The sequence below is a fragment of the Nocardia sp. NPDC006982 genome, assembly GCF_042869435.1.
Lineage (GTDB): Bacteria > Actinomycetota > Actinomycetes > Mycobacteriales > Mycobacteriaceae > Nocardia.
In genome coordinates, this window is sequence record NZ_JBIAFV010000014.1 from 220660 (window position 1) to 244972 (window position 24313).

Consider the following 24313-nt stretch of genomic DNA (forward strand, 5'->3'; position numbering starts at 1 on the left):
ATAGGCTCGCACCTGTCCGACAAACGCCTCGATCGGAGGTATCCCATGTCCGATGTGAAACCGATCCCCGAGGGTTATCCGGTGGTCTCGCCGGGATTGGCAATCGATGGGGCCGCTGCCGCCATCGACTTCTACAAGAATATTTTCGGCGCATCGGAGCGGATGCGCATGCCAGGACCGGACGGCAAGATCGCACACTGCGAACTCACGTTCGGCAATTCGCTCATCATGGTCGGCGATCCGGCTCCCGATATGGATTTCCTCGACCCGAAGACGGTCGGCGGCACGCCGGTCAATCTCTACGTCTATGTCGAGGACGCCGATGCGGCCTTCAGCGCCGCCCTCGCCGCGGGCGCCAAGGAGCTCACCCCGATGACCACCCAGTTCTACGGTGATCGCAGTGGTGCGTTCGAGGATCCGTGGGGTCATCGGTGGACCGTGGCCACGCACGTCGAGGATGTGCCGCCGGATGAGATGGACCGGCGGATGGCCGAATTGTTCGGCGGGGCCTGAGCGTTTGTGCGATCTGCCGCGCGGTCGGCGTGCCGCGCGGCAGATACCGCGCTGGCTACCCCAGAACGATCGAGTCACCTTCGACGTGAACGGATTTCGGGGCGAGCGGCTGGGTGGCCGGGCCGTTGACGACCGAACCGTCGAGACCGAATTTGCTGCCGTGGCAGGCACAGTTGATGGTGCCGCCGGAAACCGTCGCGACCTTGCACCCCGCATGTGTGCAGGTCGAGGACAGGCCGACGAAGGAGCCGGCATTCGGCTGGGTCACCACCACGTCGCCCTTGATCACACCACCGCCGACCGGCACCTCGGCGGTGGTGGCGATGGCATTCGGCTGTCCGGCGGCGACATTCGGTCCGGTCGATCCGGCGGCGGCCTTGGGTGGTTCGGCCGCGGGGGCGTCGGTCTTGCCGTAGGTGGTGCACGCGGTCAATGCGGTTATGGCCGCGGCTGCCCCGGCGCCCGCGATTACGGCGCGGCGGCGGTCGAGGACGAGATCATCGTTGGTCATATCGGACTCCGATCAGAAGGTGATGCCGTTGTGCTGGAAGAACCACAGGGCCGAGGTGAGCCAGAGGCCGGTCAGCCCCGCGAGTACCAGGCCGCCCGCGACGGGAACGACCCAGCCGGGCAGGCCCTTTCGGGTCAGTAGCAGCATCTTGGCGACGAATGCTCCATAGAAGAAGCAACCGAGCAGGGAATGGATGAGTACGCGGTTCTCGTAGTCCTGAAAACCCAAGGCGAACAGGCAATGCACGGCGACCGGGACGGTGACGAGGACGGCGAGTCGACCCGACCAGACATGCGCAGGTGCGATCCAGGACGGGGTCTTCGGGAAAATCGCGCCGAGCTTGCCGTACATGGTCAGCGCGGAAAGCAATTGGAACAGCGCGAGTGCGGTGGCCAGGGTTGCCAGCCAGGTCTTCACCGCGACCGGACTGGAGAATCCGGCCACATTGATCGAAAAGAACCGTGGCTCATGCTGTTTCGCGTAGACGCCCAGCAGTACTGAGACTGCCGCGCCGACGAGCAACGGAATGATGATGGCCGACGCTCGGCCCGGATTCACCCGGACCGTCGGGGCTTCTCGATCAGCCGACACTGTCACCACCACTTACCTTGTTCGCGGTGACCTTTTTGCCGTTGACGATGGCCGTTCGCGTCCGGCGCGAGACCGACGGCAGGGGTGGTGGAGCCGTCGGGATTGCGTTGGACGCCGGTGACCCCGCCGTTCGCATCGACGATCCAGCTCTGGCGGGTGCCCGACTCGCTGTAGAGATAGAGTCCGGCGGGTGGTTGCACCGGATTCGCGGTATAGCTCCACTGCTTACCGCCGATCCAGAGTGTCCCGCGCACCGCCTTGCCGTCGAAGGCGCCGCTCAGTTTCGCGTCGTCTTTGCCGGTGAGCTGCAAGGACCCGTTCGTGGCGGGGCCTCGCAACCAGGACTCGATGCTCTTGCCATCACATGCATAGGCGATGGCCTCGTCGCCCGCGACGGTGATCTCGAGTGTGATGGTGCCGCCGGAGGCCAGCGGGACGGTGCCCACATAGTCGGCCTTGCCGGGGAACGGAACAGATGCGGCAGTGGTCGGCGGGGGCGTCTGTGTCGTGGCCACGGGGGTGGTTGTGACCACCGCATTCGTATTCGCGGTCGGTGGTTCGGTGTCCTTGGACATATTGATGACCAGTAGGACGAGGCCGAGTACGGCCACTGCCGCCAGGGTGAGCCACGGTCCCAGTCGTTTCATAGGGTCTCCTCGATATGCGGCCGCCGGCACCGCTGTTCGAATTGTCTACGTGGCAGACCCGGTGAGCGGTTCAAACGGGGCAATCGCGGCAGCCGACCCACGGCGTGTCTCGACTGGGACGTGAAGCGGCGGACCCGGTCCCCCTCATCGTCGTGGTGGCCGGGTCCGCCGCTGGGGGCGGCGCCTATCCGCGGGCGATGGCCTCGAAGACCAACGGATCGACGAGGGTCGACGTATCGCCGAGTTCTCGACCCTCTGCGACATCGCGGAGCAGGCGGCGCATGATCTTGCCGCTGCGGGTTTTCGGGAGTTCCGGGACGATATGGATCTGTCTCGGTCGGGCAATGGGGCTGATCTCCTGGGAGACAGCGGCTTTCAGTTCACCGATCAGCGCATCGCCGGAATTGTGCGCGCCCGCGGTGAGAATGACGAAGGCGACGATGGCCTGTCCGGTGGTCGCATCGTTCGCGCCGACCACCGCGGCCTCGGCAACAGAGGCATGTCCGACGAGTGCGGATTCGACCTCCGCGGTGGAGATGCGGTGGCCGGAGACATTCATGACATCGTCGACCCGGCCGAGCACCCAGAGGTCGCCGCTGTCGTCGAACTTGGCGCCGTCACCGGCGAAATACCAGCCGCGATCGGCGAATCGGTCCCAGTACGTCTCGCGGAACCGGTCCATATCACCCCAGATGCCGCGCAGCATCGAGGGCCACGGTTGATCCAGCACCAGCAGTCCGGAGCGGCCGTACGCGAGTTCGGCGCCGTCGTCGTCGACGATCTTCGCGCAGATGCCGGGCAGCGGGGTCATGGCCGCACCCGGTTTGGTCGCCGTCACACCGGGCAGCGGGGAGATCATGATGGCGCCGGTCTCGGTCTGCCACCAGGTGTCCACGATGGGAGTTCGATTGCCGCCCAATACCTCTCGGTACCAACGCCAGGCTTCCGGGTTGATCGGCTCACCGACGCTGCCGAGTAGTCGCAGCGAGGACAGGTCGTGCGCGTCCGGAATCGCGCGACCCCACTTCATGAAGGTCCGCACCAGGGTGGGGGCGGTGTAATAGATGGTGACGCTGTACTTTTCGATGATGTCGAAATGCCGGTGCTCATCGGGGGAGTTGGGGGTGCCCTCGTAGACGACCTGGGTCGCGCGGTTGGCCAGCGGCCCGTAGACGATATAGCTGTGTCCGGTGACCCAGCCGATATCAGCGGTGCACCAGTAGACATCTTGTCCCGCACGATGATCGAAGACGTTGTGGTGGGTATAGGCGGCCTGGGTGAGATAGCCGCCGGTCGTGTGCAGGATGCCCTTGGGTTTTCCGGTGGTGCCCGAGGTGTAGAGGATGAACAGCGGATGTTCGGCATCGAAGGCCTGCGCCTCGTGATCGGGGGATGCGTCGGTGACGGTGTCGTGCCACCACAGATCGCGGCCATCGGTCCACGGCACCTCGATGTTGGTGCGCCGCACCACGAGTACATGCTCGACGGTGTGCTCGCCATCGGCAAGCGCCTCGTCGACGGCGGCCTTCAGCGGTGCGGCGGTACCGCGGCGCCACTGCCCGTCGGTGGTGATCACCAGTCGTGCCCCGGCATCGTCGACCCGCTGGCGCAGTGCAGTCGGCGAGAATCCGGCGAATACCACCGAATGGGTGAGTCCGAGCCGGGCGCAGGCCAGCATGGCGACGATCGCCTCCGGCACCATCGGCATGTAGATGGCGACGCGATCGCCGGTCCGCAGCCCGAGCTCGGTGAAGTAGTTTGCCGCCCTGGATACTTCGGCGAGCAATTCGCCATAGGTGATATCGCGGGAGTCGCCCGGCTCGCCTTCCCAATGGATGGCCACCTGCTCGCCGTATCCGTCGAGTACATGCCGGTCCACACAGTTGTAGGCGACATTGAGTTTGCCGTCGACGAACCATTTCGCGACCGGCGCGTCGCTCCAGTCGAGGACCCGGGTCCACGGCTGATGCCAGTGCAACCGCCGAGCCTGTTCAGCCCAGAACTCCAGCCGATCGGCTGCGGCGCGATCGTACAGTGCCGCATCGGCATTGGCGCTCGCGGCGAATGCCGCATCCGGCGGGTAGGTGGTCGGGTCGGTGGTTGCACTGGTCAACGTCGATCTATCCTCTCGAAACAACAAGGGCGGCAAGCTCAGTCGGATGCGGTCAGTGCACGACCGCCTTCTCCGCGCCGACACCGGTGAGCGAGCGAACCTCCATCTCGGCCTGCTTCGCCGGGTCCTCCGGCTTACGTCCGCCTAGGAAGGTGCCGACCACACCGAGTACGAAAGCCAGTGGAATGGAGACGATTCCCGGATTCGACAGCGGGAACCAATCGAAATCCGATCCCGGAATCATCGAGGTCTTCGTCCCGGATACCGCGGGGGAGAACACGATCAGCACAATCGTCGAGATCAGGCCGCCGTACATGCTGAACAGGGCGCCGGTGGTGTTGAACCGCTTCCAGAACAGCGAGTACACGATGGTCGGCAGATTCGCCGCCGCCGCGACCGCGAAGGCCAGCGCCACCAGGAAGGCGATGTTCTGGCCATTGGCCAGGATGCCGAGGCCGATGGCCAGCGCACCGATCACCACCGCGGTGATCCGGGATACCCTGACCTGCTTGTTCTCGTCGACCTGGCCCTTCTTGATCACGCTCGCGTAGATATCGTGCGCGAACGATGCCGATGCGGTGATGGTCAGGCCCGCGACGACCGCGAGGATGGTGGCGAAGGCGACCGCGGAAATAATGCCGAGCAGGATCACGCCACCGAGTTCGAAGGCCAGCAGCGGCGCCGCCGAATTCTGCCCGCCCGCCGCGGCGAGAATGCGATCCGGTCCGACAATGGCGGCCGCACCGTAGCCGAGCACCAGGGTGAACAGGTAGAACGCGCCGATCAGGCCGATCGCCCAAACCACCGAGCGCCGTGCCTCTTTCGCGGTCGGCACGGTGTAGAAGCGCATGAGCACATGCGGCAGACCCGCGGTGCCGAGCACAAGCGCCAAGCCGAGCGAGACGAAGTTCAGCTTGGAGGTCGCGCTGCCGCCGTACTGTGCACCGGGGGCGAGCACGTCACGGGCGGCCACGCCCTTGGTCTTGGAACCGTGCACCGCATCCTGTGCCGAGCCGAGGATGTCGGAGAAGTTGAAGCCGAACTTGGCGAACACCATCACCGTCATCAGCGCCGCGCCGGTAATGAGCAGCACCGCCTTGATGATCTGCACCCATGTGGTGCCCTTCATGCCACCGACCAGCACGTACACGATCATCAGCACGCCGACGACGGCAATGACGATGCTCTGTCCGGTCTTATCGGAGATATCGAGCAGCAGCGCGACCAGACCGCCCGCGCCCGCCATCTGCGCCAGCAGATAGAACAGCGAGACCGCCAGCGTGGTCAGTGCGGCGGCGGTGCGGACCGGACCTTCTTTCAATCGGAAGCTCAGCACATCCGCCATGGTGAATTTGCCGGTGTTCCTGAGCATTTCGGCGACCAGCAGGAGTGCGACCAGCCAGGCCACCAGGAAGCCGATCGAGTAGAGGAACCCGTCGTAGCCGTATACCGCGATCGCGCCCGCGATGCCGAGAAAGCTTGCGGCGGAAAGGTAATCGCCCGCGATGGCAATGCCGTTCTGCGGGCCGGTGAAGCCGCGGCCGCCGGTGAAATAGTCGGCGGCGGTGCGATTATTGCGGCTGGCCCGGATCACCACGATCATCGTGATCGCCACGAACAGGCCGAAAATTGCGATATTCGCGGCTGGGTTGCCGACCTTCTCGGCGGCGGACAGATATTGGATGCTCACGCCTGGTCTCCCTCGAGGTGGTTGCGGATCGACGCGGCGCGCGGATCCAGTTCCTTATTGGCGAACCGGACATACAGCCAGGTGATCACGAACGTCGAGACGAATTGCCCGAGGCCGAGCAGCAGGCCGAGATTGATATTGCCGATGACCTGCGTGGCCATGAAGTCGTGCGCGTAGGCGCCGAGCAACACATAGCTCAGGTACCAGACCAGGAACAGTGCGGTCATCGGAAAGATGAAGCGGCGCAACCGGCTTCGCAATTCCTGGAACTGGGGACTCGACTGGACGGTGGCGAAATCCTCCGCTGTCGGCGTGCGCCGCGGTGGCGTGCCATCTTTGTCGAGGTCGATACTGGTCATCGCAGGGTCCTAGCGTGTGACGTGACTTGCTGTCCGCCGACCATAAGGGGACCCTCGTGAGGGATTCATGATGTGGCGTGGATCACTCTGTGAAGGCGCCGGTTTGTGCGGTGAACGGTCGGCCTGCCGCGACGAACGGTCAGCGGCTCAGGCCGATGGCGCGCTCCCGGTCCGCGCCCATACCCAGCCGCTCCGGCGCGTGCATTCGGACGAAGATGCGCCCGACCGTGCGAGCTTTCTGACCGCGCGTCAGGACGCTGACCAGGATCATCGATGCGAATGCCAGCGGTACGCTGAGCGCTGCCGGATAGCCGAGTACGGCCGCGAGCCAGCCGTCCGCGAGCTCGTCGGAGATACCGCCGGTCACCGAAACCGCCGTCGCGCCGCCCGCCGCCAGACCGCCAACGATCAGTCCGGTCGCCGCGCCCTTGGCCGTCAGACCGCGCCACCAGATGCCGAGTACCAGCAGCGGACACAGTGTCGAGGCCGCGACCGAAAAGGCAAGGGCGACAGTGCGCGACAGATCCAGCGAGACCACCATGATCGAAACAGCAAGGGGCACAGCACCGGCGAATACCGCGGCGGCCCGGAAGTCGCGAATCCGTCCGCGCAGCATATCCGTGCTGAGCACACCCGCGATGCTGACCAACAGCCCGGACGAAGTGGAAAGGAACGCCGCGATAGCACCCGCCGCGGCCAGTGCCGCCAGCAGTTGTCCCGGCAGCCCCGCCAGCACTGATCCGGGTAGCAGCACCACGGCGGCATCGGAGGTGCCGGTGATCAGCAACTGCGGCACGTACAGCCGCGCGAAAACCCCCAGCAAAATGGGGAAGAGGTAGAACACCCCGACCAGACCGATCACCGCGAGTGCGGTCGTGCGCGCCGCGCGGCCGTCGGGATTCGTATAGAACCGCACCAGCACGTGCGGAAGTCCCATCGTGCCCAGGAAAGTGGCGATGATCAGCGAATACACCTGGTAGGTGGGATGGGAGCCGCCGAATCCGCCGCCGGGCGCCAGCCAGGCCGCACCGTCCGTCGGCGCTCCGGCCACCACCGGGACGATGGAGCCCGCATCCAGGGTCAGTTCGGTGCCCGCCGCAAGTTCGTGTGCGCCGGGTGTGAGCAGAACCGGACCGTCCACCGTGCGATCGTCGAGTGTTCCGGTGATCGAAACCTGTTGCGGCGCACCTACCTGCACGATGACGCCGGTGCTGACATCCACCGTGGTGCGCTCGGTGACCACCGGTGGCGCGGGTGTGCCGAGTTCACGGTCCTCGGCCAGGAAATGTCCGAGCAGCACCAGTGCCGGAATCGCCACCGCGGTCAGCTTCAGCCAGTACTGGAAGGCCTGCACCAGCGTGATCGACCGCATGCCGCCGCCGGCCACATTCGCGATGATGATCGCGCCGACCGCCACCGCGCCGACCCATTTCGGCACATTCAGCAGGATGTGCAGCGTGAGCCCCGCGCCCTGGAACTGCGGAATGAGATAAACCCCGCAGACCAGCACCACCACGACCGCCGCCAGCCTGCGCAGCCGCAGCGAGCCGAGCCGGAACTCCGCGAAATCGGGCACCGTGTATGCGCCCGACCGGCGCAGCGGCGCGGCGACGAACAGCAGTAGGCCGAGATATCCGGCGGTGAACCCGACCGGATACCAGAGCGCGTCCGCGCCGTATTTCGCGATCAGTCCCGCGACCCCGAGAAATGAAGCGGCCGAGAGGTATTCACCGGAGATCGCCGCCGCATTCCAGCGCGGCCCGACACTGCGTGAGGCGACCAGGAAGTCGGAGGTGGTGCGCGCCAACCGAACACCGTAGACGCCGATCGCGACCGTGGCGAGGGCGGCGAACAGCAAGGCGAAAACCGTGAGCGCTGGTGTTGCGGCGGGGGACATAAGAGTCAGTCCTCGGCCAAATCCAGGAAATCTTGCTCATTGCGTTCCGCGAGTCGGACGTAAAGCCGGCCGACGCCGTACAGCACCGGATACACCGCAACACCGAGTAGCAACCACGGCAGCCGTACCCCGAGCAGAACGAACGATCCTACCGATCCGAGCCGGAAAAGCACCGGGAGCGAACACAATACGAGCACCATGACCAACCCGACCCGCACCGCCAACCCCAACTGTGCCCGAATCAGCCCGCCGATCAGTGCCTCGCCGATCTCGGTCTGCTCGACCACCTCTGTGCGGGTCCGCACGCGTCGCGCACCGCGGCGTTCGGCGAGCACGACGCGCTGTCTGGTCGGACGCTGCGGAGCGGTCACGGATTCGTCCACTGCTGTCGCGGCCCGTGCACCAGCCGTTGCTTCAGCTCGCGCACTTGCCGACGGCTGACCGGCAACTCCACCGCCGCGGCATTGCCGTCGGCCCGCAGCCGCACCACCGTTCCGGTGCCGACCGTGCGCAGTCCGGTCACCAACCGCAGCGCCACCAGATAGGACCGGTGCACCCGCAGGAATCCGGCGTTCTCCCACCGGGATTCCAACGCCGACAACGGAATCCGCACCAGATGCGAGCCGCCGCTGGTGTGCAGCCGGGCATAATCGCCCTCCGCCTCCACCCAGCTCACACTCGACCGGTGTACCAGGGTGGTGACCCCACCCAGCTCGACCGGAATCACCTCATTCGGGTCGGTGCGCGGGGCCGTGACGGCCGGGGCCGGCGTGGTGCGTGCCGTGACGATCCGCCGCACCGCCTCAGCCAACCGCGCCTCTCGCAGCGGTTTGAGCAGATAGTCGACCGCACCCAGATCGAAGGCCGCGATCGCCTGGTCATCGTGGGCCGTCACGAACACCACCGCGGGCGGGTTGGCGAACTCGGACAGGATGCCGGCCAATTCCATGCCGTCCAGTCCGGGCATATTGATATCGAGGAATACCGCGTCGATCGGGTGTGCCCGCATCAGCCGCAATGCGCTGGTCGCATCGCTAGCGTTGTGGATTTCACCGACCCCCGGCTGCGCGCGCAGCAAATACACCAGCTCGTCCAGAGCGGGCTTCTCGTCGTCCACGGCGAGCACGCGCAGTGCGGCGGCGGACTGGTCGGTGGTCCGGGTCACAGTTGTTCCATCGTAAGCGGAGCATCTTCAGCGTTGACCCGGACGCCGACACCGGGCTGCACGCGCGTTCGTCGGTGGAGCCGTGCGGTCGCGCAGGAGCCGGGTGCCGTGCGGAGCAGGCGTGTGTGGTCAGGCCTGGATGCCGGCGCGGAACTTCGGGACGCGCAGGCTCACCTTGGTGCCCGCGCCGGGGGCGGTCTCCACGATCAGGCCGTAGTCATTGCCGAAGGTCGCCCGCAGCCGGTCGTCGACATTGGCCAGGCCCACATGGGCGGATTCTCCGGAACCCGCTGGGCCGGTTCCGGTTTCGATGGCGTCGAGGGCGCCGGAGCGCAGCAGATCCGGATCCATCCCGATTCCGTCGTCCTCGACGCTGATCACACAGTCGGTACCCGCATCGATCGCGACAATGGTCACCGTGCCGCCGCGCGTCGCCCCGGCCAAACCGTGTCGAACCGCGTTCTCCACCAACGGTTGCAGCGCCAGGAACGGCAGCACGACGCCGAGCACTTCCGGTGCGATCTGCAACCGCACCTGCAAGGCATCACCGAACCGGGCGCGTTCCAGCGCCAGATACCGCTCGATATTGCGCAGTTCGTCGGAGAGCAATGTGAATTCGCCCGCGGCGCGGAACGAATATCGGGTGAAGTCCGCGAACTCCAGGATCAGCTCGCGCGCCCGATCGGGATCGGTGCGTACAAAGGACGCAACGGTATTGAGGGCGTTATAGATGAAATGCGGGCTGATCTGGGCCCGCAGCGCACGCACCTCGGCCCGATCGAGGCGGGCACGCGAGGCGTCCAACTCCGCCAACTCCAGCTGCCCGCAGGCGTATCGTGCCACCTCCGCGACCGCACCCAGCCGTCCGGGCTCCGGCTTCCCGGTGGTCACCACCCCCAAAGCCCCAGCCACCCCGCCATTTTCGATGAGCAGCGGCTGTGCGATGAGTGTTCGCCCGGCATGTTCACTGCGACCTGGCCCCGACACCAGTACCGGTCGTTCGGTCGCCACCGCCCGCCTGGCCGCATCGGCGAACGGCTCGGCCAGATCCGAATGCGGCCCGTCCCAAGCCAGCAGCGTGCCGTCCGGATCGGCAACGCCCAACGCGTCGGCCCCGGTGAGTGTCCGCAGATGCGGCGCGGCCTCCTGGGCAGACCGGTCGTTCAACCCCTGCCGCAACGGCCGCGCGGCCAGCGACGCCGTATGCAGTGCGCTGTACACCGCTCGCTCGGCCGGAGTGGTCACCACTCGCCGGGTCCGCGACCAGACCAGCAGCGCGCCGACGATCAATATCGCCCCGGCGACAACCGCGACACCGGCGGTCGTCATCGCGGGCTCACCGAACGTCTGCGCCACTTCATCGACTGATTATCGCGGCGGTCCCACCGAATCCGCGCCCGACGGTGCCGATCGGCCCAACAGCACCGGCAGAATCCGCGCCGATTGGTCCTACAGTGCCTGCAGAATCCGCGCCCGACAGCGCTGATCGAGCTGACGGCACCACCAGAATCCCCTTGGGGCTGGTTGCCGACTTGCGGAGCCCAGGGACCCTGCCGGATACAGTCGTGTCCATGACCGCGGGCTACTCCGGGACGCCGCTGGCGAAGAAGATCGGAATCAAATCCGGCCACCGTGTAGTGCTGCGGCATGCGCCCGCAGGTTGGCAGATTCCGGATCTACCACCGGACGTCGCGATCGCCACCGATGTGCCCGAGTCCGCGGATGTCATCCTCGCTTTCTTTCGTGAACTCGCCGACCTGGCCGACGAGGCCCCGGAACTGGCCGCCGGACTGAGGCGGGGCGCGATGCTGTGGATCGCCTGGCCGCGCAAGGCGAGCGGGCACGTCAGCGATATAGCCGAGAACGATTTGCGCGAGCTGCTGCTCCCCATCGGCGTCGTCGATGTGAAGGTGGCCGCGCTCGACAACGATTGGTCCGGTTTGAAATTCGTCTGGCGCAAGCGCGCTTGATCGAGGGCTCGCGTAGTGTCGAGCGATCCGCGGACCACCCCACTGTCGCGGAAATCGGACAGCCGCAATGCCGGGTCGGGAGACGCGCCGGTGATCTTCACCACCGACACGCCGAGCACCTGCGTCAGCCCGGCGCGGGAAGCCGAACTCGTCGGTGGGGACCCCTAGAATCGCTACACCAACCCCCGTCGAGACCTTGGGAGGAAGGACCGTCTTGGCCGCCTCGTCCGGATCGTTCGTTCACCTGCACAACCACACCGAGTACTCGATGCTCGATGGTGCGGCCAAAATCTCTCCGCTCTTCGCCGAGGCGAACCGGCTGGGAATGAACGCGGTCGGGATGACCGACCACGGCAATATGTACGGGGCTTCGGAGTTCTACAACTCCGCCAAGAAGGCCGGTATCAAGCCGATCATCGGCATCGAGGCCTACATCGCACCGGGTTCCCGGTTCGACACCAAGCGCGTGCAGTGGGGTGATCCCAGCCAGAAGGGCGACGACGTCTCCGGTTCCGGTGCCTACACGCATATGACCATGGTCGCGGAGAACGCGACCGGCCTGCACAACCTGTTCAAGCTGTCCTCGCTCGCCTCGCTGGAAGGTCAGCTCGGCAAGTGGGCGCGCATGGACGAGGAGATCATCGCCGAGCACGCCGCGGGCATCATCGCCACCACAGGCTGCCCCTCGGGTGAGGTGCAGACCCGCCTGCGCCTCGGCCACGACCGCGAGGCTCTCGAGGCCGCGGCCAAATGGCAGGAGATCTTCGGACCGGACAATTTCTTCCTCGAGATCATGGACCACGGCCTGTCCATCGAGCGCCGGGTCCGCGAGGGACTGCTCGAGGTCGGCAAGAAGCTCGGGATCCGGCCGCTGGCCACCAACGACTGCCACTACGTCACCAAGGACGCCTCGACCAACCACGAGGCGCTGCTGTGCATCCAGACCGGTAAAACACTCAGTGACCCAACGCGTTTCAAGTTCGACGGTGACGGTTACTACCTGAAGTCCGCGGAGGAGATGCGGGCGATCTGGGATATGGAGGTGCCCGGCGCCTGCGATTCCACTCTGTTGATCGCCGAGCGGGTGCAGTCCTACGACGAGGTGTGGCAGCACCGCGATCGGATGCCGATCTTCCCGGTGCCGGAGGGACATGACCAGGCCAGCTGGCTGCGCCGCGAGGTCGACCTCGGGCTGCGGCGCCGTTTTCCGGACGGCGCGCCCCAGGATTATCTGGACCGCGCCCAGTACGAGATCGGCGTCATCCTGGAGATGGGTTTCCCGGCCTACTTCCTCGTCGTCGGCGACCTGATCAACCACGCTCGCGAGGTCGGCATCCGCGTCGGTCCCGGCCGTGGTTCGGCGGCCGGTTCGCTGGTCGCCTACGCACTCGGTATCACCAATATCGACCCGATTCCGCACGGTCTGCTCTTCGAGCGCTTCCTCAATCCCGAGCGCGTCTCGATGCCCGATATCGATATCGACTTCGACGATCGTCGCCGCGGTGAGATGGTCCGCTACGCGAGTGAGAAGTGGGGCGCCGACCGGGTCGCCCAGGTCATCACCTTCGGCACCATCAAGACCAAGGCCGCCATCAAGGACTCGGCGCGAGTGCTGTTCGGCCAGCCCGGATTCGCCATCGCCGACCAGATCACCAAGGCGCTGCCGCCGCCGATCATGGCCAAGGACATCTCGGTGTCCGGTATCACCGATCCGGAGCACGAGCGGTACAAAGAGGCCGCCGAGGTGCGCGAACTCATCGCGAGCAATCCGGATGTCGCGAAGATCTACGAAACCGCGCGCGGCCTCGAGGGCCTGATCCGCAATGCGGGTGTGCACGCCTGCGCGGTCATCATGTCCTGTGATCCGCTCACCGACGCGATCCCGGTCTGGAAGCGGCCCCAGGACGGTGCGCTCATCACCGGCTGGGACTATCCGTCGTGTGAGGCCATCGGCCTGTTGAAGATGGACTTCCTCGGTCTGCGCAACCTGACCGTGATCGGTGACGCGCTGGAGAACATCCAGGCCAACCGTGGCATCGACCTGGATATGGACCGGCTGCCGCTCGACGATTCGCGCACCTATGAATTGCTTTCGCGCGGTGACACTCTCGGCGTATTCCAGCTCGATGGTGGGCCCATGCGCGATCTGCTGCGGCGCATGCAGCCGACCGCGTTCGAGGACATCGTGGCCGTCGGCGCGCTGTATCGCCCCGGCCCGATGGGCATGAACGCGCACAACGACTACGCCGACCGCAAAAACGACCGGCAGGAAGTCAAGCCGATCCATCCGGAGCTGGAGGAGCCGCTCAAGGACATCCTCGGCGAGACCTACGGCCTGATCGTCTACCAAGAGCAGATCATGCACGTCGCGCAGAAAGTGGCCGGCTACTCGCTCGGTCGAGCAGATATTCTGCGCCGCGCGATGGGTAAGAAGAAGGCCGAGGTGCTGGCCGCGGAGTTCGAGGGCTTCGAGGAGGGCATGCAGGCCAACGGATATTCCAAGGCGGCCATCAAGGCGCTGTGGGACACCATCCTTCCGTTCGCCGGTTACGCGTTCAACAAATCGCACGCCGCCGCCTACGGCCTGATCTCCTACTGGACCGCATATCTCAAGGCGAACTATCCCGCCGAATATATGGCGGCCCTGCTCACCTCCGTCGGCGATGATAAGGACAAGGCCGCGGTCTACCTGTCGGATTGCCGCCGCCTCGGCATTACCGTGCTGCCGCCGGACGTGAACGAATCCGAGCTGAACTTCGCCTCGGTGGGCAAGGACATCCGCTTCGGCCTGGGCGCGGTGCGCAATGTCGGCGCCAATGTCGTCACCTCGATCATCCAGGCGCGCAAGGAGAAGTCGAAGTTCACCGATTTCTCCGACTATCTGAACAAGATCGACGCCATCGCCTGCACCAAGAAGGTCACCGAATCCCTCATCAAGGCAGGTGGATTCGACTCGCTCGGACATCCGCGCAAGGGTCTGCTGCTGATCCACTCCGATGCCATCGATGCGGTGATGTCCACCAAGAAGGCCGAGGCGATCGGCCAGTTCGACCTGTTCGGCGGGCTGGACGACGGCGACGAGTCGGTGGCCTCGGTCTTCAATGTGAAGGTGCCCGAGGACGAGTGGGAGACCAAGCACAAGCTGGCGCTCGAGCGGGAAATGCTCGGCCTGTACGTGTCCGGGCATCCACTCAACGGCGTCGAACATGTGCTTGCGGCACAGGCGGATACGGCGATTCCGGCCATTCTCCAAGGTGATATCAAGGACGGCGCCCAGGTGACCATCGGAGGCATCCTCGCCTCGGTCAACCGTCGCATCAATAAGAACGGCCTGGCCTGGGCCTCGGCGCAGATCGAGGATCTGACCGGTGGTATCGAGGTGCTGTTCTTCCCACAGGCCTATTCGGTGTATGGCGCGGATGTAGTGGAGGATGCGGTCGTCCTGGTGAAGGCCAGGGTGTCGGTGCGCGATGACCGGATCTCCTTGATCGCCAACGATCTCGCCGTCCCCGACCTCTCTTCGATCGGTGTGGCCAAGCCGCTGGCGGTCGTCATGCCGACGCGGCTGTGCACCCCCGACAAGATCGGCGAACTCAAGCGCATCCTGTCCAGACATCCGGGCACCGCGGACGTCCATGTCCGCCACGTGGGTGCACGCGACAATACGTCGCTGTGGAAATTGGATGACAGCCTGCGGGTTTCACCGTCCTCGGCGTTGATGGGTGACCTGAAGGCACTGCTCGGTCCAGGCTGCCTCGCGGGCTGATGCTGTTCGTATGAATCGGTAGCGTCGGCGATTGCGGCGGCTCCTATGTTCTCGTGTCGCCATCGCCCGCCTCGACGGTATCGTCCGCAGCACCGTGGTGGCCGCCAGCGGCCGCCGCATCTCGGAGATCGTGCGTGCTTTCGGCGCGAACCTCAGCGCGAAGACTGTGCGCGGCCCCGAGCAGTCCACTGGGACAGGGCGAAATGCCCAATTGTCCGAGCCCGCACATGGGTTCGGACAATTGCGGCGACGGCGAAGATTGGGCAGTCGCGCGGTATTCACTGTCGGCGGGGGTCCGGTCGAGAAGCGTTGCGATGGTGCGTATTCAGACCGTGAGTCCGACCATCGCGCAATCCACCGGGCTGAGGGTCTCGGCCTGCTGGGGCAGGCAGTGCAGCGCGGTCGCCCAACCAGCGGTGGCCAGTGCCGCGACCACGATCCAGGCGATGACTTCCACCTGGAGCTACACGTTCAGACAGTAAATTCGGCCATTGCCCGATCCGCGGGCCTGACCGCATCGACTTGCTGAGCTCGACGGTGCAGCGCGGCCGCCCAAGCGACGGTGGCAAGTGCCGCGAAACCGAGGGCAACGCCGATCCAGGCGACCGACGGATAGCCGAGGCCGCCGCCGATGGCCATGCCGCCGAGCCACGGGCCGACGGTGATGCCGACATTGAATGCGGAGAAGTTGACCGCGGTCGCGAGGGTGGGTGCGGCCCCGGCCAGTGCGAATACGCGGGTGTTCAGGGCCGGATTCGTGGCGAATCCGAAGGCGCCCAATAGGAATACGAGGATTACCACCGGTGCGGGCATGGTCGCGGTCAGTGCCAGCGCTGCTGAGATGATGATCAACCCGATCATGCCGACGGTCAGTACGCGGAAGGGATGGGCATCGGCGGTCCGCCCGCCGGCCGTGATGCCGATCAGCGCGCCGATGCCGTACAGCGTGAGTACCAAGGGAATCCAGCTCTCCGCGATTCCGGTGGTGCGGGACAGGAGTGCGCCGAGGTAGGCGAAGGTCACCAATAGCGCGCCGGTCGAGAGTGCGGTTGTGCTGTAGGACAGCCAAAGGCGCGGATTGATCATGGTGCGCAGTTCGCGGCGCAGGTTCGGCACTTCGGCGGGACGTCCGCCCGGAATCTTGGCCGCTACCCCAGCCATGGCCAGCGCGGAGAGGATGGCGACCGTCCAGAACGCGGCCCGCCAGCCCAAGTGCTGGCCGATCACCGTACCTGCCGGGAGCCCGGCGATATTGGCCACGGTCAGCCCACCCGCGACAATGCTCATTGCCCGGCCGCGCGCGTTTTCCGGTACCAGACTCAGCGCCGTGGTCGCGGCGACCGCCCAGAATCCGGCGTAGACGAATGCGCCGACCACCCTGGTTCCGAAGAGCACCCAGTAGCCCGGGGTCAACGCGGCCACCACATGCGCGGCGATGAACACCCCGAGAAAGACCAGCAGTGCGGTGCGGCGTGGCCAGCGCAGGGTGATTACGGCCAGTGCGGGCGCGCCCACGAGCATGCCCAGTGCGAATGCCGAAATCAGCAGGCCCGCTTGGGGGATCGAGACGCCGAGGTCGGCGGCCATTTGGGTGAGCAGGCCGGAGAGCATCAGCTCCGAGGTGCCCTGGGCGAATATCGATAGCCCGAGTACGTAGACGGCGAATGGCATCCTGCAGTCCTCCCTTATTTTGGATTGATCGGTTCAAAATCGAGGCAAAGAGTAACGGCGATGTGCTGCTCGGGGCGAACGCTATGCCAAGCCACTTCACGGCGCGCTGGTGGTCTGGTTCCGGCTATTGCCTCACGTTCGCGTGAACGGAATCCGTTGCAGCGGTGGCGCTAGCGGACAGCCACCTCGCAAGTCCTCTGAACGTTGGTGGGCCGAAGTCAGAGGACGCTCAATGCGGTCGTGGCGATCGCCTCCAGGGTTCCCTTATCGGCTCCACCCCGCGCCGCTACGCGCATACCGCTGATCGTGGTGATCACGAAATGGGCCAGCGTGCGGGCATCTTTGCCCGCATCGATCTCGCCGGACCGCTGGCCGGCGCGGATAACCGTGGTCAGTGCGTCGAGCCTGCGCTCCAGGTCGGCGTGCAATGTCGCCGCCACCTCCGGATCGCGCGGCGCCAACTCGACCGTCGAGTTGACCACCAGGCAGCCGATCGGGTCGTCGGCCGGTGTGTCGATGGTCTGGCGCAGTAGCGTCCGGATCTTCGCCCGCGCGGGCAGGTCGCCGTCGAGCACTTCGAAGATCGAGGCGTTCTTACTGCTCATGTATCGCCGCAGTGCCCGGTCGAATAGTTCGTGCTTACTGGTGAAGGTGTTGTAGATGCTGCTGCGGCCCAGACCTGTTGCGTCGCAGAGGTCTTGGGTCGAGGTACCCTCGTAGCCCGCAGACCAGAACGCCCGCATGGCCGCGTCCACCGCCCGGTCCTCGTCGAATGCCTTCGGTCGTGCCATGGGTTCAAGCTAGCACGTTTTGAATTAATCGGTCCAATATGAATTGGGCTACGGCGAGACCGCGACTCCGAGCGACAGCGCGGCGAGGAACTTGGGTCCGTCCGCATAGAACTCGTCGAACTCGCGGATCTCGAATCCGGCGCTCTCGACGGTGCCGCGAATATCGCGATCGAGATTGCAGCCGCCCGCAATCGCCTTCTCGATCGGATTCAACCGGTGCTGCCACACCTGGACGCCCGGATCCGGCGCGAGCCCGTGTTCGACGAAATGCAGGGTCCCGCCGGGAACGAGCACCCTGCGCACCTCGGCCAGCGCGGCCGCGATATCCGGAATGGTGCACATAGTCCAGGTCGAGAGCGCGGAGTCGAAGCTGTTATCGGCGAAGGGCAGCGACTGGCCGTCGAGTCCGGCGCGTTCGATCGGCACGGTGGCTTTGGCCAGCCGCTTGTCCGCCAGGCGCCAGCCGAGGTCGGCGGGTTCCACGGCGCTGATCGACTCGACGGTACCCGGATAGAACGGGATATTCAGTCCCGATCCGAAGCCGAGCTCCATCACCCGCCCGTGCAGTCCGGCGCAGGCGCGCTCGCGCTGCGGATTGTTCATCTTGGCCCCGCAGACCAGATTCACCAGTCGCGGCACGAACTGATCGTTGTAGATGCCCACGTATCCCACTCTGTCAGGGTCGGTGCGCCGCAGGCAATGGTCAGCCTGCCGATCGCCGACATGCGATGCTGGCTCGGTGACCTTGTTCGAAGTATGGGCCCCGCTCCCGGAACGGGTGCGCATCGAGGTCGATGGCGCCCTGCATCCGATGACAAGGTCGCCTGACGGTTGGTGGCGGGCAGATGTGCACGCCGTACCGGGCACGCGCTACGGCTACCTGCTCGACGACGACCCGACCGTCCTGCCCGACCCGCGCTCGGCGCGCCAGCCCGACGGCGTGCACGGCCGCTCGGCGCTGCACGCCCTCGATCCGGCCGGGTGGACCGATGCGAACTGGACCGGCCGCCCACTGGCGGGCGCGATCATCTATGAACTGCATCTGGGCACCTTCACCCCCGAGGGCACCTTCGACGCCGCCGTCGAGCGCCTCGACCACCTCGTCGAACTCGGCGTAACCATGGTCGAGTTGATGCCGGTCAATGCCTTCGACGGCAGCCACAACTGGGGCTACGACGGTGTGCTCTGGTATGCGGTCCACGAGCCATACGGCGGACCAGATGGTTTGCAGCGCTTCGTGAATGCCTGCCACGCAAGGGGTTTGGCGGTCGCCCTCGATGTCGTCCACAACCATCTCGGTCCCTCCGGCAACTATCTGCCCCGCTTCGCACCCTATCTGACCGAAGGCCGCAATACCTGGGGGCAGAGCCTCAATCTGGACGGTCCGTACTCGGATCCGGTGCGCCGCTTCATTATCGAGAACGCCCTGCGCTGGCTGCGCGATTTCCATATCGACGCATTGCGACTCGATGCGGTGCACGCACTCGTCGACCGCACCGCCACCCACCTGCTCGCCGAACTGGCCGCCAACACCGAATCCCTTGCCGCACATGTGTGTAGGCCGCTGACATTGATCGCGGAGAGCGACCTGAACGATCCGCGGCTCATCACCCCACGCGCGGCAGGCGGCTATGGCCTGACCGGTCAATGGAACGACGACCTGCACCATGCGGTGCACACCGCGGTTTCCGGTGAACGCCAGGGCTACTACGCCGATTTCGGCTCGTTGCGCTGTCTGGCCCAGACGCTGACGCGCGGATTCTTCCATGCCGGAACGTATTCCAGCTTCCGCGGTCGCATCCACGGCCGTCCGATCGACACCCGGCTCATCCCGGCGAGCGCATTGCTCGCCTATACCTGCACTCATGATCAGATCGGCAATCGGGCGATCGGGGACCGGCCCAGCGCCTACCTGACCGACGGACAGCTGGCGATCAAGGCCGCGCTGGTGCTGTTCTCGGCGTATACGCCCATGCTGTTCATGGGGGAGGAGTGGGGCGCGCGCACCCCGTTCCAGTTCTTCACCTCGCACACCGATCCGGTGATCGCGGCCGCCACCGCCACCGGCCGCAAGGACGAATTCGCCGAACACGGCTGGGACAGCGCCGAGATTCCGGATCCGCAGGACCCCGAAACCTTCCTGCGGTCGAAGCTGAATTGGTCCGAACTCGAACATGATCGCCACATACGGCTGCTGTCCTGTTACAGAAAGCTGATCGGTTTGCGACGCGAGCGAGCCGAAATAACAGACCCGCGGCTCACGCATGTATCTGTCGACTATGACGAAAATGCCCGCTGGATCGCGGTGCGCCGTGGCCCGCTGACGCTGGTGTGCAATCTTTCCGAAGAGCAGGTCAGCGTGCCTATCGCTGGTCTTTCGCTGCTGTCTTGGGAACCCGCGACCGAAGGCGTCTCCGCGACGGGGATACCGGGCCACTCGTTCGTGATTCTCACCGGCGCATAGCGGAACCCCAGGTCGGAACGCGTTTACCGAAAACCTCCTGAATATAACTGTCCGAGACACAATATTGCCGAGTGTGACCAGCGCCATTACCTTTGGAATATGAGCAACGTGGCTTCACCCGGGGACCTAGCGAATCTCCCCGACGGGGTGGGTGGCAGTGCCGCCACCGAATTCGCACCATTGGTACGCGCATTCGCGAAGGTCTTCGGGCGCCGTCGGGGGGCGGGCGGCGCGTTGGCCGTCCATCTGCACGGTGAGCCGCTGGTCGATATCTGGACCGGGAGCGCGGGTGACAAACCCTGGAGCCAGGACACCGGCGCGATCATCTTCTCCGCCACCAAGGGCATCACCGCGACGGTCATCCACCGGCTGGCCGATCGGGGTCTGCTCGACTACGAAGCGCCGATGGCCGAGTACTGGCCGGAGTTCGGCCAGAACGGCAAGGGCGATATCACCATTCGTCAGGTGATGACGCACAGCGCGGGACTCGGTGGTCTCAACCCGATCGCGGCCGGGCTCGAGGATGTGCTCGACCACCAGCTGATGGAGCAGCGTCTCGCCGCTGCGAAACCCGATCGCTTGCTCGGCACTCCGGCCTATCACGCGCTCACCTTCGGTTGGCTGCTCGCCGGATTGGCCCGCGCCATTACCGGCCAGGGGATGGCGGAGCTGTTTCGCACCGAGGTCGCCGAACCGCTCGGCATCGATGGGCTGCACCTGGGCAGGCCGTCCGCGCAATCGTCGACCGTCTATGCGCCGTTGGCGGGATCCCAGCTCAGTCTGATCGGGAAGCCGGTCAGCACAAGGGTTTTGGGTCGCAGCTATGGTCTGCCCGGTGCGCTCGGCGCGGCCGCACGGTGCCTGTTCCTGCCCGGACTGGAGACCATCTTGGAGGGCGAAATCCCGCCGATTCTCGATACCGAACTCGGTGCTGGCAACGGCGTCTGCACCGCCCCGGCGCTGGCCACCATGTACGGCGCACTGGCCAATGGCGGCATGGCGGGCGGCGTGCAATATCTGACGCCGCAAACCATCAAGGCGCTCAGTCGAATTCGGACCTACCGGCTCGACCGCACCTTGTTCTACGCGCCGATGCTCTGGCGCCTCGGCTATCACTCACTGCCGATGCCGAGCGCACGCGGCGGCTTCGGCCATATCGGCCTCGGCGGCTCCTTCGGCTGGGCCGAACCCCGCCTCGGCCTATCAGTCGGATTCGTCCACAATCGCCTCTCGGCCGCGCAGCTGAGCTTCGACCAGGCCGCGGCCGGTTGGCTGTTGCCGATGGTCATGACTGGTGTGCGCACGACCCGCCGGTCCGTCACCGTGGTGGAGACCCCAGCGGCTGCATAAACGCTGGAACCGGCCGCGCGGACGATATCGCGCGGCCGGTTCGGGGTCGAGCGCGTTTTCTAGGTGAGGTAGCGATAAGCCGGGGAACCGGGATCCAGTTGCTCGCACTGAATCGGCGAGTCTTCCATCCGCTCCAGCAGTGGGCCGAGCCCCTCCGGCGCACCGAGTTCGATACCGACCAGCGCGGCACCGGTTTCCCGGTTGTTGCGCTTGACGTACTCGAACAGCGTGATGTCGTCGTCGGGACCGAGCACTTCGTTGAGGAAGCGCCGCAGCGCGCCCGGCTCCTGCGGGAAGTCCACCAGGAAATAGTGCTTCAGGCCGCGGTGCACCAGCGAGCGCTCGATGATCTCGCCGTAGCGGGACACATCGTTATTGCCGCCGGAGACCAGGCACACCACCGTCGAACCGGGTTCGATCGTGATCTCGGCCAGCGCCGTCGCCGACAGCGCGCCCGCGGGTTCGGCGATGATGCCCTCGTTCTGATACAGCTCGAGCATGGTGGTGCAGATCGCGCCCTCGTCGACCTGCATCAGGCGAAAAGCGCCTGCACCACTTGGTGATTCGGTCGCGGTCAGCAGCGGCAGCGAGCCGTGCGATACCACCCGGCCGCCGAATGCGGCGATCGCCGCATAGGGTAGGCGGCCGATCCGGCGCACGGCGGCGCCGTCGACGAAAGGATCGATCTCCGGCAGCGTCACCGGGCCGCCGGCGACCAGGGCCGCGGTCATCGAGGCCGCGCCCGCCGGCTCCACACCGAGGATGCCGGTGCTCGGCGAGCGCTCCCGCAGGTAGGTGCCGATGCCCGCCAGGCAACCGCCGCCGCCGACCGGGATCACCACCAGATCGGGGGTCCGACCGCCGAGCTGTTCCAGGAATTCGGGGGCGATGGTGCCCTGTCCCGCCGCGGTGCGCGGATCGTCGAACGGCGGCACCATGGTCGCGCCGGTGCGCTCGACATCCTCGGCGGCGGCGGCCGCGGCGGCGTCGTAGGTTTCCCCGACCGCGATCAGCTCGACGAACTCGCCGCCGTGCACCCGGATGCGGTCACGCTTCTGCTTCGGTGTGGTGGTCGGCACGTAGATGCGGCCCTTGATGCCCATCGCATTGCAGGCGAAGGCCACGCCCTGGGCGTGATTGCCTGCGCTGGCCGCGACCACGCCCGCGGCTCGCTCGGAGTCGGTGAGCTGCACGATCAGGTTGTAGGCGCCGCGCAGCTTGTAGGAACGGACGGCGGTGAGGTCTTCGCGCTTGAGGTAGACCTGCGCCCCGGTCAGCGCGGACAGCCGCGGACTGTGCTGCAGCGGGGTGGGCTCGATAATGTCGGCAATTCGCTTGGCGGCGGCGTCGATCTCGTGTGCGGTCAGCGCCGGACGAGAAGTGGACTGGTCGTCGAGGAGTTCAAGCGGATTGGACACTCGAAATATGGTGCCACCCGCCGCGTCGGGCGGACGCGCCGGGTGGGCGTCGGAGGAGGGCAATCGGTCGGGTTTCCCGGCCGGAGCTACCGCGGGGTCAGGACGAAAACCGGAATCTCGCGGGTCGTCTTGGTCTGGTAGTTCGCGTAATCGGGCCAGACCTCGACCGCCCGCTCCCACCACAGCGCCTTCTCTTCGCCGACGACCTCGCGCGCGGTGTAGTCCTTGTTCACGGAGCCGTCACGCAGCTCGACATGCGGCTCGGCCTTGATGTTCCAGTACCAGACGGGATGCTTCGGCGCGCCGCCCAGCGAGGCGACGACCGCGTACTCGCCGTCGTGCTCGACCCGCATCAGCGCGGTCTTGCGCAGCAGCCCGGTCTTCGCGCCCTTGGTGGTCAGGACGATGACGGGCTTGCCCTGCAGGGTCAGGCCCTCGGTGCCGCCGGAATTCTCGATCAGCTCGGCCTGTTCACGGGCCCAATCGGATGTGCTCGGTGCGTACTCACCTGTCAATGGCATGACACCCGCAACAACTCGGCGGCCGCCTCTGTTCCCGCCGAAATGTTAGGTGGCCCGAACTTCCCCATCCGTGTAGCCTGACAACATGGCAGTGGTCCCCCTTCAGACTCGCCCGGCGGTGGATATCGCCGGCAGCGCGTGGCCGATGTACAAACTCGAGGCGCTCGCCCTCGGTCTGCTCATCTGCCTTGTCCTCGCGCTGATCACCGGGTCGCTGCAGGTCGCGGTGCTGGTCGCCGCCGGTGTCGGAACCGGCCGCTGGCTTATCGGCCGGGTCGGCGCGCGCGGCACAGCGTAGGCAAACGATGCATCGTCCCTGAGCAGCATCGTCGCTGAGCAGGGTCGCTCTCCGCGGGGCCGGAACCATCGAACAGCCCGGCGCGCCCGCCGAGGGGAGTCAAATTGCGGCTCGAGCTCATCGAGCGCAGTCTATTGGTGGCCCATAACCCCACCACCAACCACCATTTGACTACCTTCGACAATGCCCGAGAACGTAACCACAGCTGGTCGACTGAGCTGGAGGTGCGGGCCTTTGCGCCTGACTGCGGAAGGTAAGCCGGGTACGGCACTCGACGCGCCCAGCATTACCCCGGCAAAACCACAGGACGGCAAACTATCCGAGGCCACCGAACACGAGGAGTCGGTGCCCGACCACAGGACCCACCGCAGCTCAGCCAACCAAACAGTCGACGTGGCCATGGACGGCACCCACATTTCAAGATCAGGTGGAATCCATGCTGGCATCGTCCGAGAAGCCCTACCACCTGATCTTGATCCAGGCCTAGGACGCTGCTGAATAACGTGGCGTGTTGTCCCCGGTCCTTTGGGTCGGGGTCAACGAGGATGGTGGGGTGCAAGGTGAGGGCAGGTCGGATC

Annotated in this window: 23 protein-coding genes; 7 read left to right on the top strand and 16 right to left on the bottom strand. The window is 65.7% G+C overall.

The window, feature by feature from the left end:
- The first annotated feature begins 45 nt into the window (after positions 1-45).
- Positions 46-513 carry a VOC family protein gene (locus tag ACFYOW_RS38145; protein ID WP_357474891.1) on the top strand — a complete coding sequence of 156 codons (468 nt, stop codon included), beginning with the start codon at positions 46-48 and terminating at the stop codon, positions 511-513.
- 55 nt (positions 514-568) lie between these two features.
- On the opposite strand, the gene ACFYOW_RS38150 is transcribed toward ACFYOW_RS38145, so the two are convergent.
- From ACFYOW_RS38150 to ACFYOW_RS38195, 10 genes are all read right to left on the bottom strand, one after another.
- Positions 569-1024 (bottom strand): Rieske (2Fe-2S) protein, encoded by a 456-nt coding sequence (locus tag ACFYOW_RS38150; protein WP_387294980.1) that lies wholly within the window; start codon positions 1022-1024, stop codon positions 569-571.
- Positions 1025-1036: 12 nt separating this feature from the next.
- Positions 1037-1615 carry a DUF6529 family protein gene (locus ACFYOW_RS38155; RefSeq protein ID WP_387295047.1) on the bottom strand — a complete coding sequence of 193 codons (579 nt, stop codon included), beginning with the start codon at positions 1613-1615 and terminating at the stop codon, positions 1037-1039.
- A 2-nt stretch (positions 1616-1617) separates the two neighbouring features.
- Positions 1618-2262 (bottom strand): hypothetical protein, encoded by a 645-nt coding sequence (locus ACFYOW_RS38160; protein WP_387294982.1) that lies wholly within the window; start codon positions 2260-2262, stop codon positions 1618-1620.
- Positions 2263-2446: 184 nt separating this feature from the next.
- Positions 2447-4375, bottom strand: a complete 1929-nt coding sequence (gene acs / locus ACFYOW_RS38165) for an acetate--CoA ligase (protein ID WP_387294984.1) — start codon at positions 4373-4375, stop codon at positions 2447-2449.
- A gap of 52 nt (positions 4376-4427) precedes the next feature.
- A complete protein-coding gene (locus tag ACFYOW_RS38170; protein ID WP_387294986.1) occupies positions 4428-6065 on the bottom strand; it encodes a cation acetate symporter in 1638 nt (545 codons plus the stop codon).
- The gene (locus ACFYOW_RS38175; protein WP_387294987.1) at positions 6062-6424 is read right to left on the bottom strand and encodes a DUF485 domain-containing protein; all 363 of its coding nucleotides are present in this window, start codon (positions 6422-6424) and stop codon (positions 6062-6064) included. Before ACFYOW_RS38175 ends, ACFYOW_RS38170 begins: the two co-directional genes overlap by 4 nt.
- Before the next feature lie 139 nt (positions 6425-6563).
- Positions 6564-8321, bottom strand: a complete 1758-nt coding sequence (locus ACFYOW_RS38180) for a cation acetate symporter (protein ID WP_387294989.1) — start codon at positions 8319-8321, stop codon at positions 6564-6566.
- A 5-nt stretch (positions 8322-8326) separates the two neighbouring features.
- Positions 8327-8692: a hypothetical protein gene (locus tag ACFYOW_RS38185; RefSeq protein ID WP_387294991.1), complete on the bottom strand. Its 366-nt coding sequence runs from the start codon at positions 8690-8692 to the stop codon at positions 8327-8329.
- A complete protein-coding gene (locus ACFYOW_RS38190) occupies positions 8689-9486 on the bottom strand; it encodes a LytR/AlgR family response regulator transcription factor (protein ID WP_387294993.1) in 798 nt (265 codons plus the stop codon). The genes ACFYOW_RS38185 and ACFYOW_RS38190 overlap by 4 nt, the downstream gene beginning before the upstream one ends.
- Positions 9487-9615: 129 nt before the next feature.
- Positions 9616-10815: a histidine kinase gene (locus ACFYOW_RS38195; RefSeq protein WP_387295049.1), complete on the bottom strand. Its 1200-nt coding sequence runs from the start codon at positions 10813-10815 to the stop codon at positions 9616-9618.
- A 242-nt stretch (positions 10816-11057) separates the two neighbouring features.
- Here ACFYOW_RS38195 and ACFYOW_RS38200 point away from each other — a divergent pair, with 242 nt between their 5' ends.
- Genes ACFYOW_RS38200 through dnaE form a run of 3 tightly spaced genes read left to right on the top strand, consistent with a single transcriptional unit; the run spans position 11058 to position 15222 of the window.
- A complete protein-coding gene (locus ACFYOW_RS38200) occupies positions 11058-11456 on the top strand; it encodes a DUF3052 domain-containing protein (RefSeq protein WP_387294995.1) in 399 nt (132 codons plus the stop codon).
- Positions 11457-11471: 15 nt separating this feature from the next.
- Positions 11472-11624, top strand: coding sequence for a hypothetical protein (locus tag ACFYOW_RS38205; RefSeq protein WP_387294997.1), 153 nt, complete (start codon positions 11472-11474; stop codon positions 11622-11624).
- Between the two features lie 46 nt (positions 11625-11670).
- Positions 11671-15222 (top strand): DNA polymerase III subunit alpha, encoded by a 3552-nt coding sequence (gene dnaE, locus ACFYOW_RS38210; protein ID WP_387294999.1) that lies wholly within the window; start codon positions 11671-11673, stop codon positions 15220-15222.
- A gap of 325 nt (positions 15223-15547) precedes the next feature.
- Here dnaE and ACFYOW_RS38215 read toward each other — a convergent pair whose 3' ends face one another.
- From ACFYOW_RS38215 to ACFYOW_RS38230, 4 genes are all read right to left on the bottom strand, one after another.
- The gene (locus ACFYOW_RS38215) at positions 15548-15679 is read right to left on the bottom strand and encodes a hypothetical protein (RefSeq protein WP_387295001.1); all 132 of its coding nucleotides are present in this window, start codon (positions 15677-15679) and stop codon (positions 15548-15550) included.
- 14 nt (positions 15680-15693) lie between these two features.
- Positions 15694-16893 carry a Cmx/CmrA family chloramphenicol efflux MFS transporter gene (locus ACFYOW_RS38220; protein ID WP_387295003.1) on the bottom strand — a complete coding sequence of 400 codons (1200 nt, stop codon included), beginning with the start codon at positions 16891-16893 and terminating at the stop codon, positions 15694-15696.
- 218 nt (positions 16894-17111) lie between these two features.
- The gene (locus tag ACFYOW_RS38225; protein WP_387295005.1) at positions 17112-17684 is read right to left on the bottom strand and encodes a TetR/AcrR family transcriptional regulator; all 573 of its coding nucleotides are present in this window, start codon (positions 17682-17684) and stop codon (positions 17112-17114) included.
- 48 nt (positions 17685-17732) lie between these two features.
- Positions 17733-18347 carry a class I SAM-dependent methyltransferase gene (locus ACFYOW_RS38230; protein ID WP_387295007.1) on the bottom strand — a complete coding sequence of 205 codons (615 nt, stop codon included), beginning with the start codon at positions 18345-18347 and terminating at the stop codon, positions 17733-17735.
- Positions 18348-18423: 76 nt separating this feature from the next.
- On the opposite strand from ACFYOW_RS38230, the gene treZ reads away from it, so the two are divergent.
- Complete coding sequence (treZ, locus tag ACFYOW_RS38235; protein ID WP_387295009.1) at positions 18424-20148, top strand: malto-oligosyltrehalose trehalohydrolase; 1725 nt, start codon at positions 18424-18426, stop codon at positions 20146-20148.
- 99 nt (positions 20149-20247) lie between these two features.
- Positions 20248-21498 carry a serine hydrolase domain-containing protein gene (locus tag ACFYOW_RS38240; RefSeq protein WP_387295011.1) on the top strand — a complete coding sequence of 417 codons (1251 nt, stop codon included), beginning with the start codon at positions 20248-20250 and terminating at the stop codon, positions 21496-21498.
- Positions 21499-21557: 59 nt separating this feature from the next.
- On the opposite strand, the gene ilvA is transcribed toward ACFYOW_RS38240, so the two are convergent.
- The gene (gene ilvA, locus ACFYOW_RS38245) at positions 21558-22916 is read right to left on the bottom strand and encodes a threonine ammonia-lyase IlvA (protein ID WP_387295013.1); all 1359 of its coding nucleotides are present in this window, start codon (positions 22914-22916) and stop codon (positions 21558-21560) included.
- A gap of 86 nt (positions 22917-23002) precedes the next feature.
- Positions 23003-23437 (bottom strand): nitroreductase family deazaflavin-dependent oxidoreductase, encoded by a 435-nt coding sequence (locus ACFYOW_RS38250; RefSeq protein ID WP_387295015.1) that lies wholly within the window; start codon positions 23435-23437, stop codon positions 23003-23005.
- Between the two features lie 85 nt (positions 23438-23522).
- On the opposite strand from ACFYOW_RS38250, the gene ACFYOW_RS38255 reads away from it, so the two are divergent.
- Positions 23523-23735, top strand: a complete 213-nt coding sequence (locus tag ACFYOW_RS38255) for a hypothetical protein (protein ID WP_387295017.1) — start codon at positions 23523-23525, stop codon at positions 23733-23735.
- Positions 23736-24313: the final 578 nt, after the last annotated feature.

What these genes read in the sequence shown, in the direction of transcription:
- ACFYOW_RS38250 (WP_387295015.1), bottom strand. Translation starts at nt 23,437, where the DNA reads ATGCCATTGACAGGTGAGTACGCACCGAGCACATCCGATTGGGCCCGT.
- ACFYOW_RS38145 (WP_357474891.1), top strand. Translation starts at nt 46, where the DNA reads ATGTCCGATGTGAAACCGATCCCCGAGGGTTATCCGGTGGTCTCGCCG.
- ACFYOW_RS38225 (WP_387295005.1), bottom strand. Translation starts at nt 17,684, where the DNA reads ATGGCACGACCGAAGGCATTCGACGAGGACCGGGCGGTGGACGCGGCC.
- ACFYOW_RS38200 (WP_387294995.1), top strand. Translation starts at nt 11,058, where the DNA reads ATGACCGCGGGCTACTCCGGGACGCCGCTGGCGAAGAAGATCGGAATC.
- ACFYOW_RS38240 (WP_387295011.1), top strand. Translation starts at nt 20,248, where the DNA reads ATGAGCAACGTGGCTTCACCCGGGGACCTAGCGAATCTCCCCGACGGG.
- ACFYOW_RS38180 (WP_387294989.1), bottom strand. Translation starts at nt 8,321, where the DNA reads ATGTCCCCCGCCGCAACACCAGCGCTCACGGTTTTCGCCTTGCTGTTC.
- ACFYOW_RS38150 (WP_387294980.1), bottom strand. Translation starts at nt 1,024, where the DNA reads ATGACCAACGATGATCTCGTCCTCGACCGCCGCCGCGCCGTAATCGCG.
- ACFYOW_RS38255 (WP_387295017.1), top strand. Translation starts at nt 23,523, where the DNA reads ATGGCAGTGGTCCCCCTTCAGACTCGCCCGGCGGTGGATATCGCCGGC.
- ACFYOW_RS38195 (WP_387295049.1), bottom strand. Translation starts at nt 10,815, where the DNA reads ATGACGACCGCCGGTGTCGCGGTTGTCGCCGGGGCGATATTGATCGTC.
- ACFYOW_RS38220 (WP_387295003.1), bottom strand. Translation starts at nt 16,893, where the DNA reads ATGCCATTCGCCGTCTACGTACTCGGGCTATCGATATTCGCCCAGGGC.
- ACFYOW_RS38175 (WP_387294987.1), bottom strand. Translation starts at nt 6,424, where the DNA reads ATGACCAGTATCGACCTCGACAAAGATGGCACGCCACCGCGGCGCACG.
- ACFYOW_RS38160 (WP_387294982.1), bottom strand. Translation starts at nt 2,262, where the DNA reads ATGAAACGACTGGGACCGTGGCTCACCCTGGCGGCAGTGGCCGTACTC.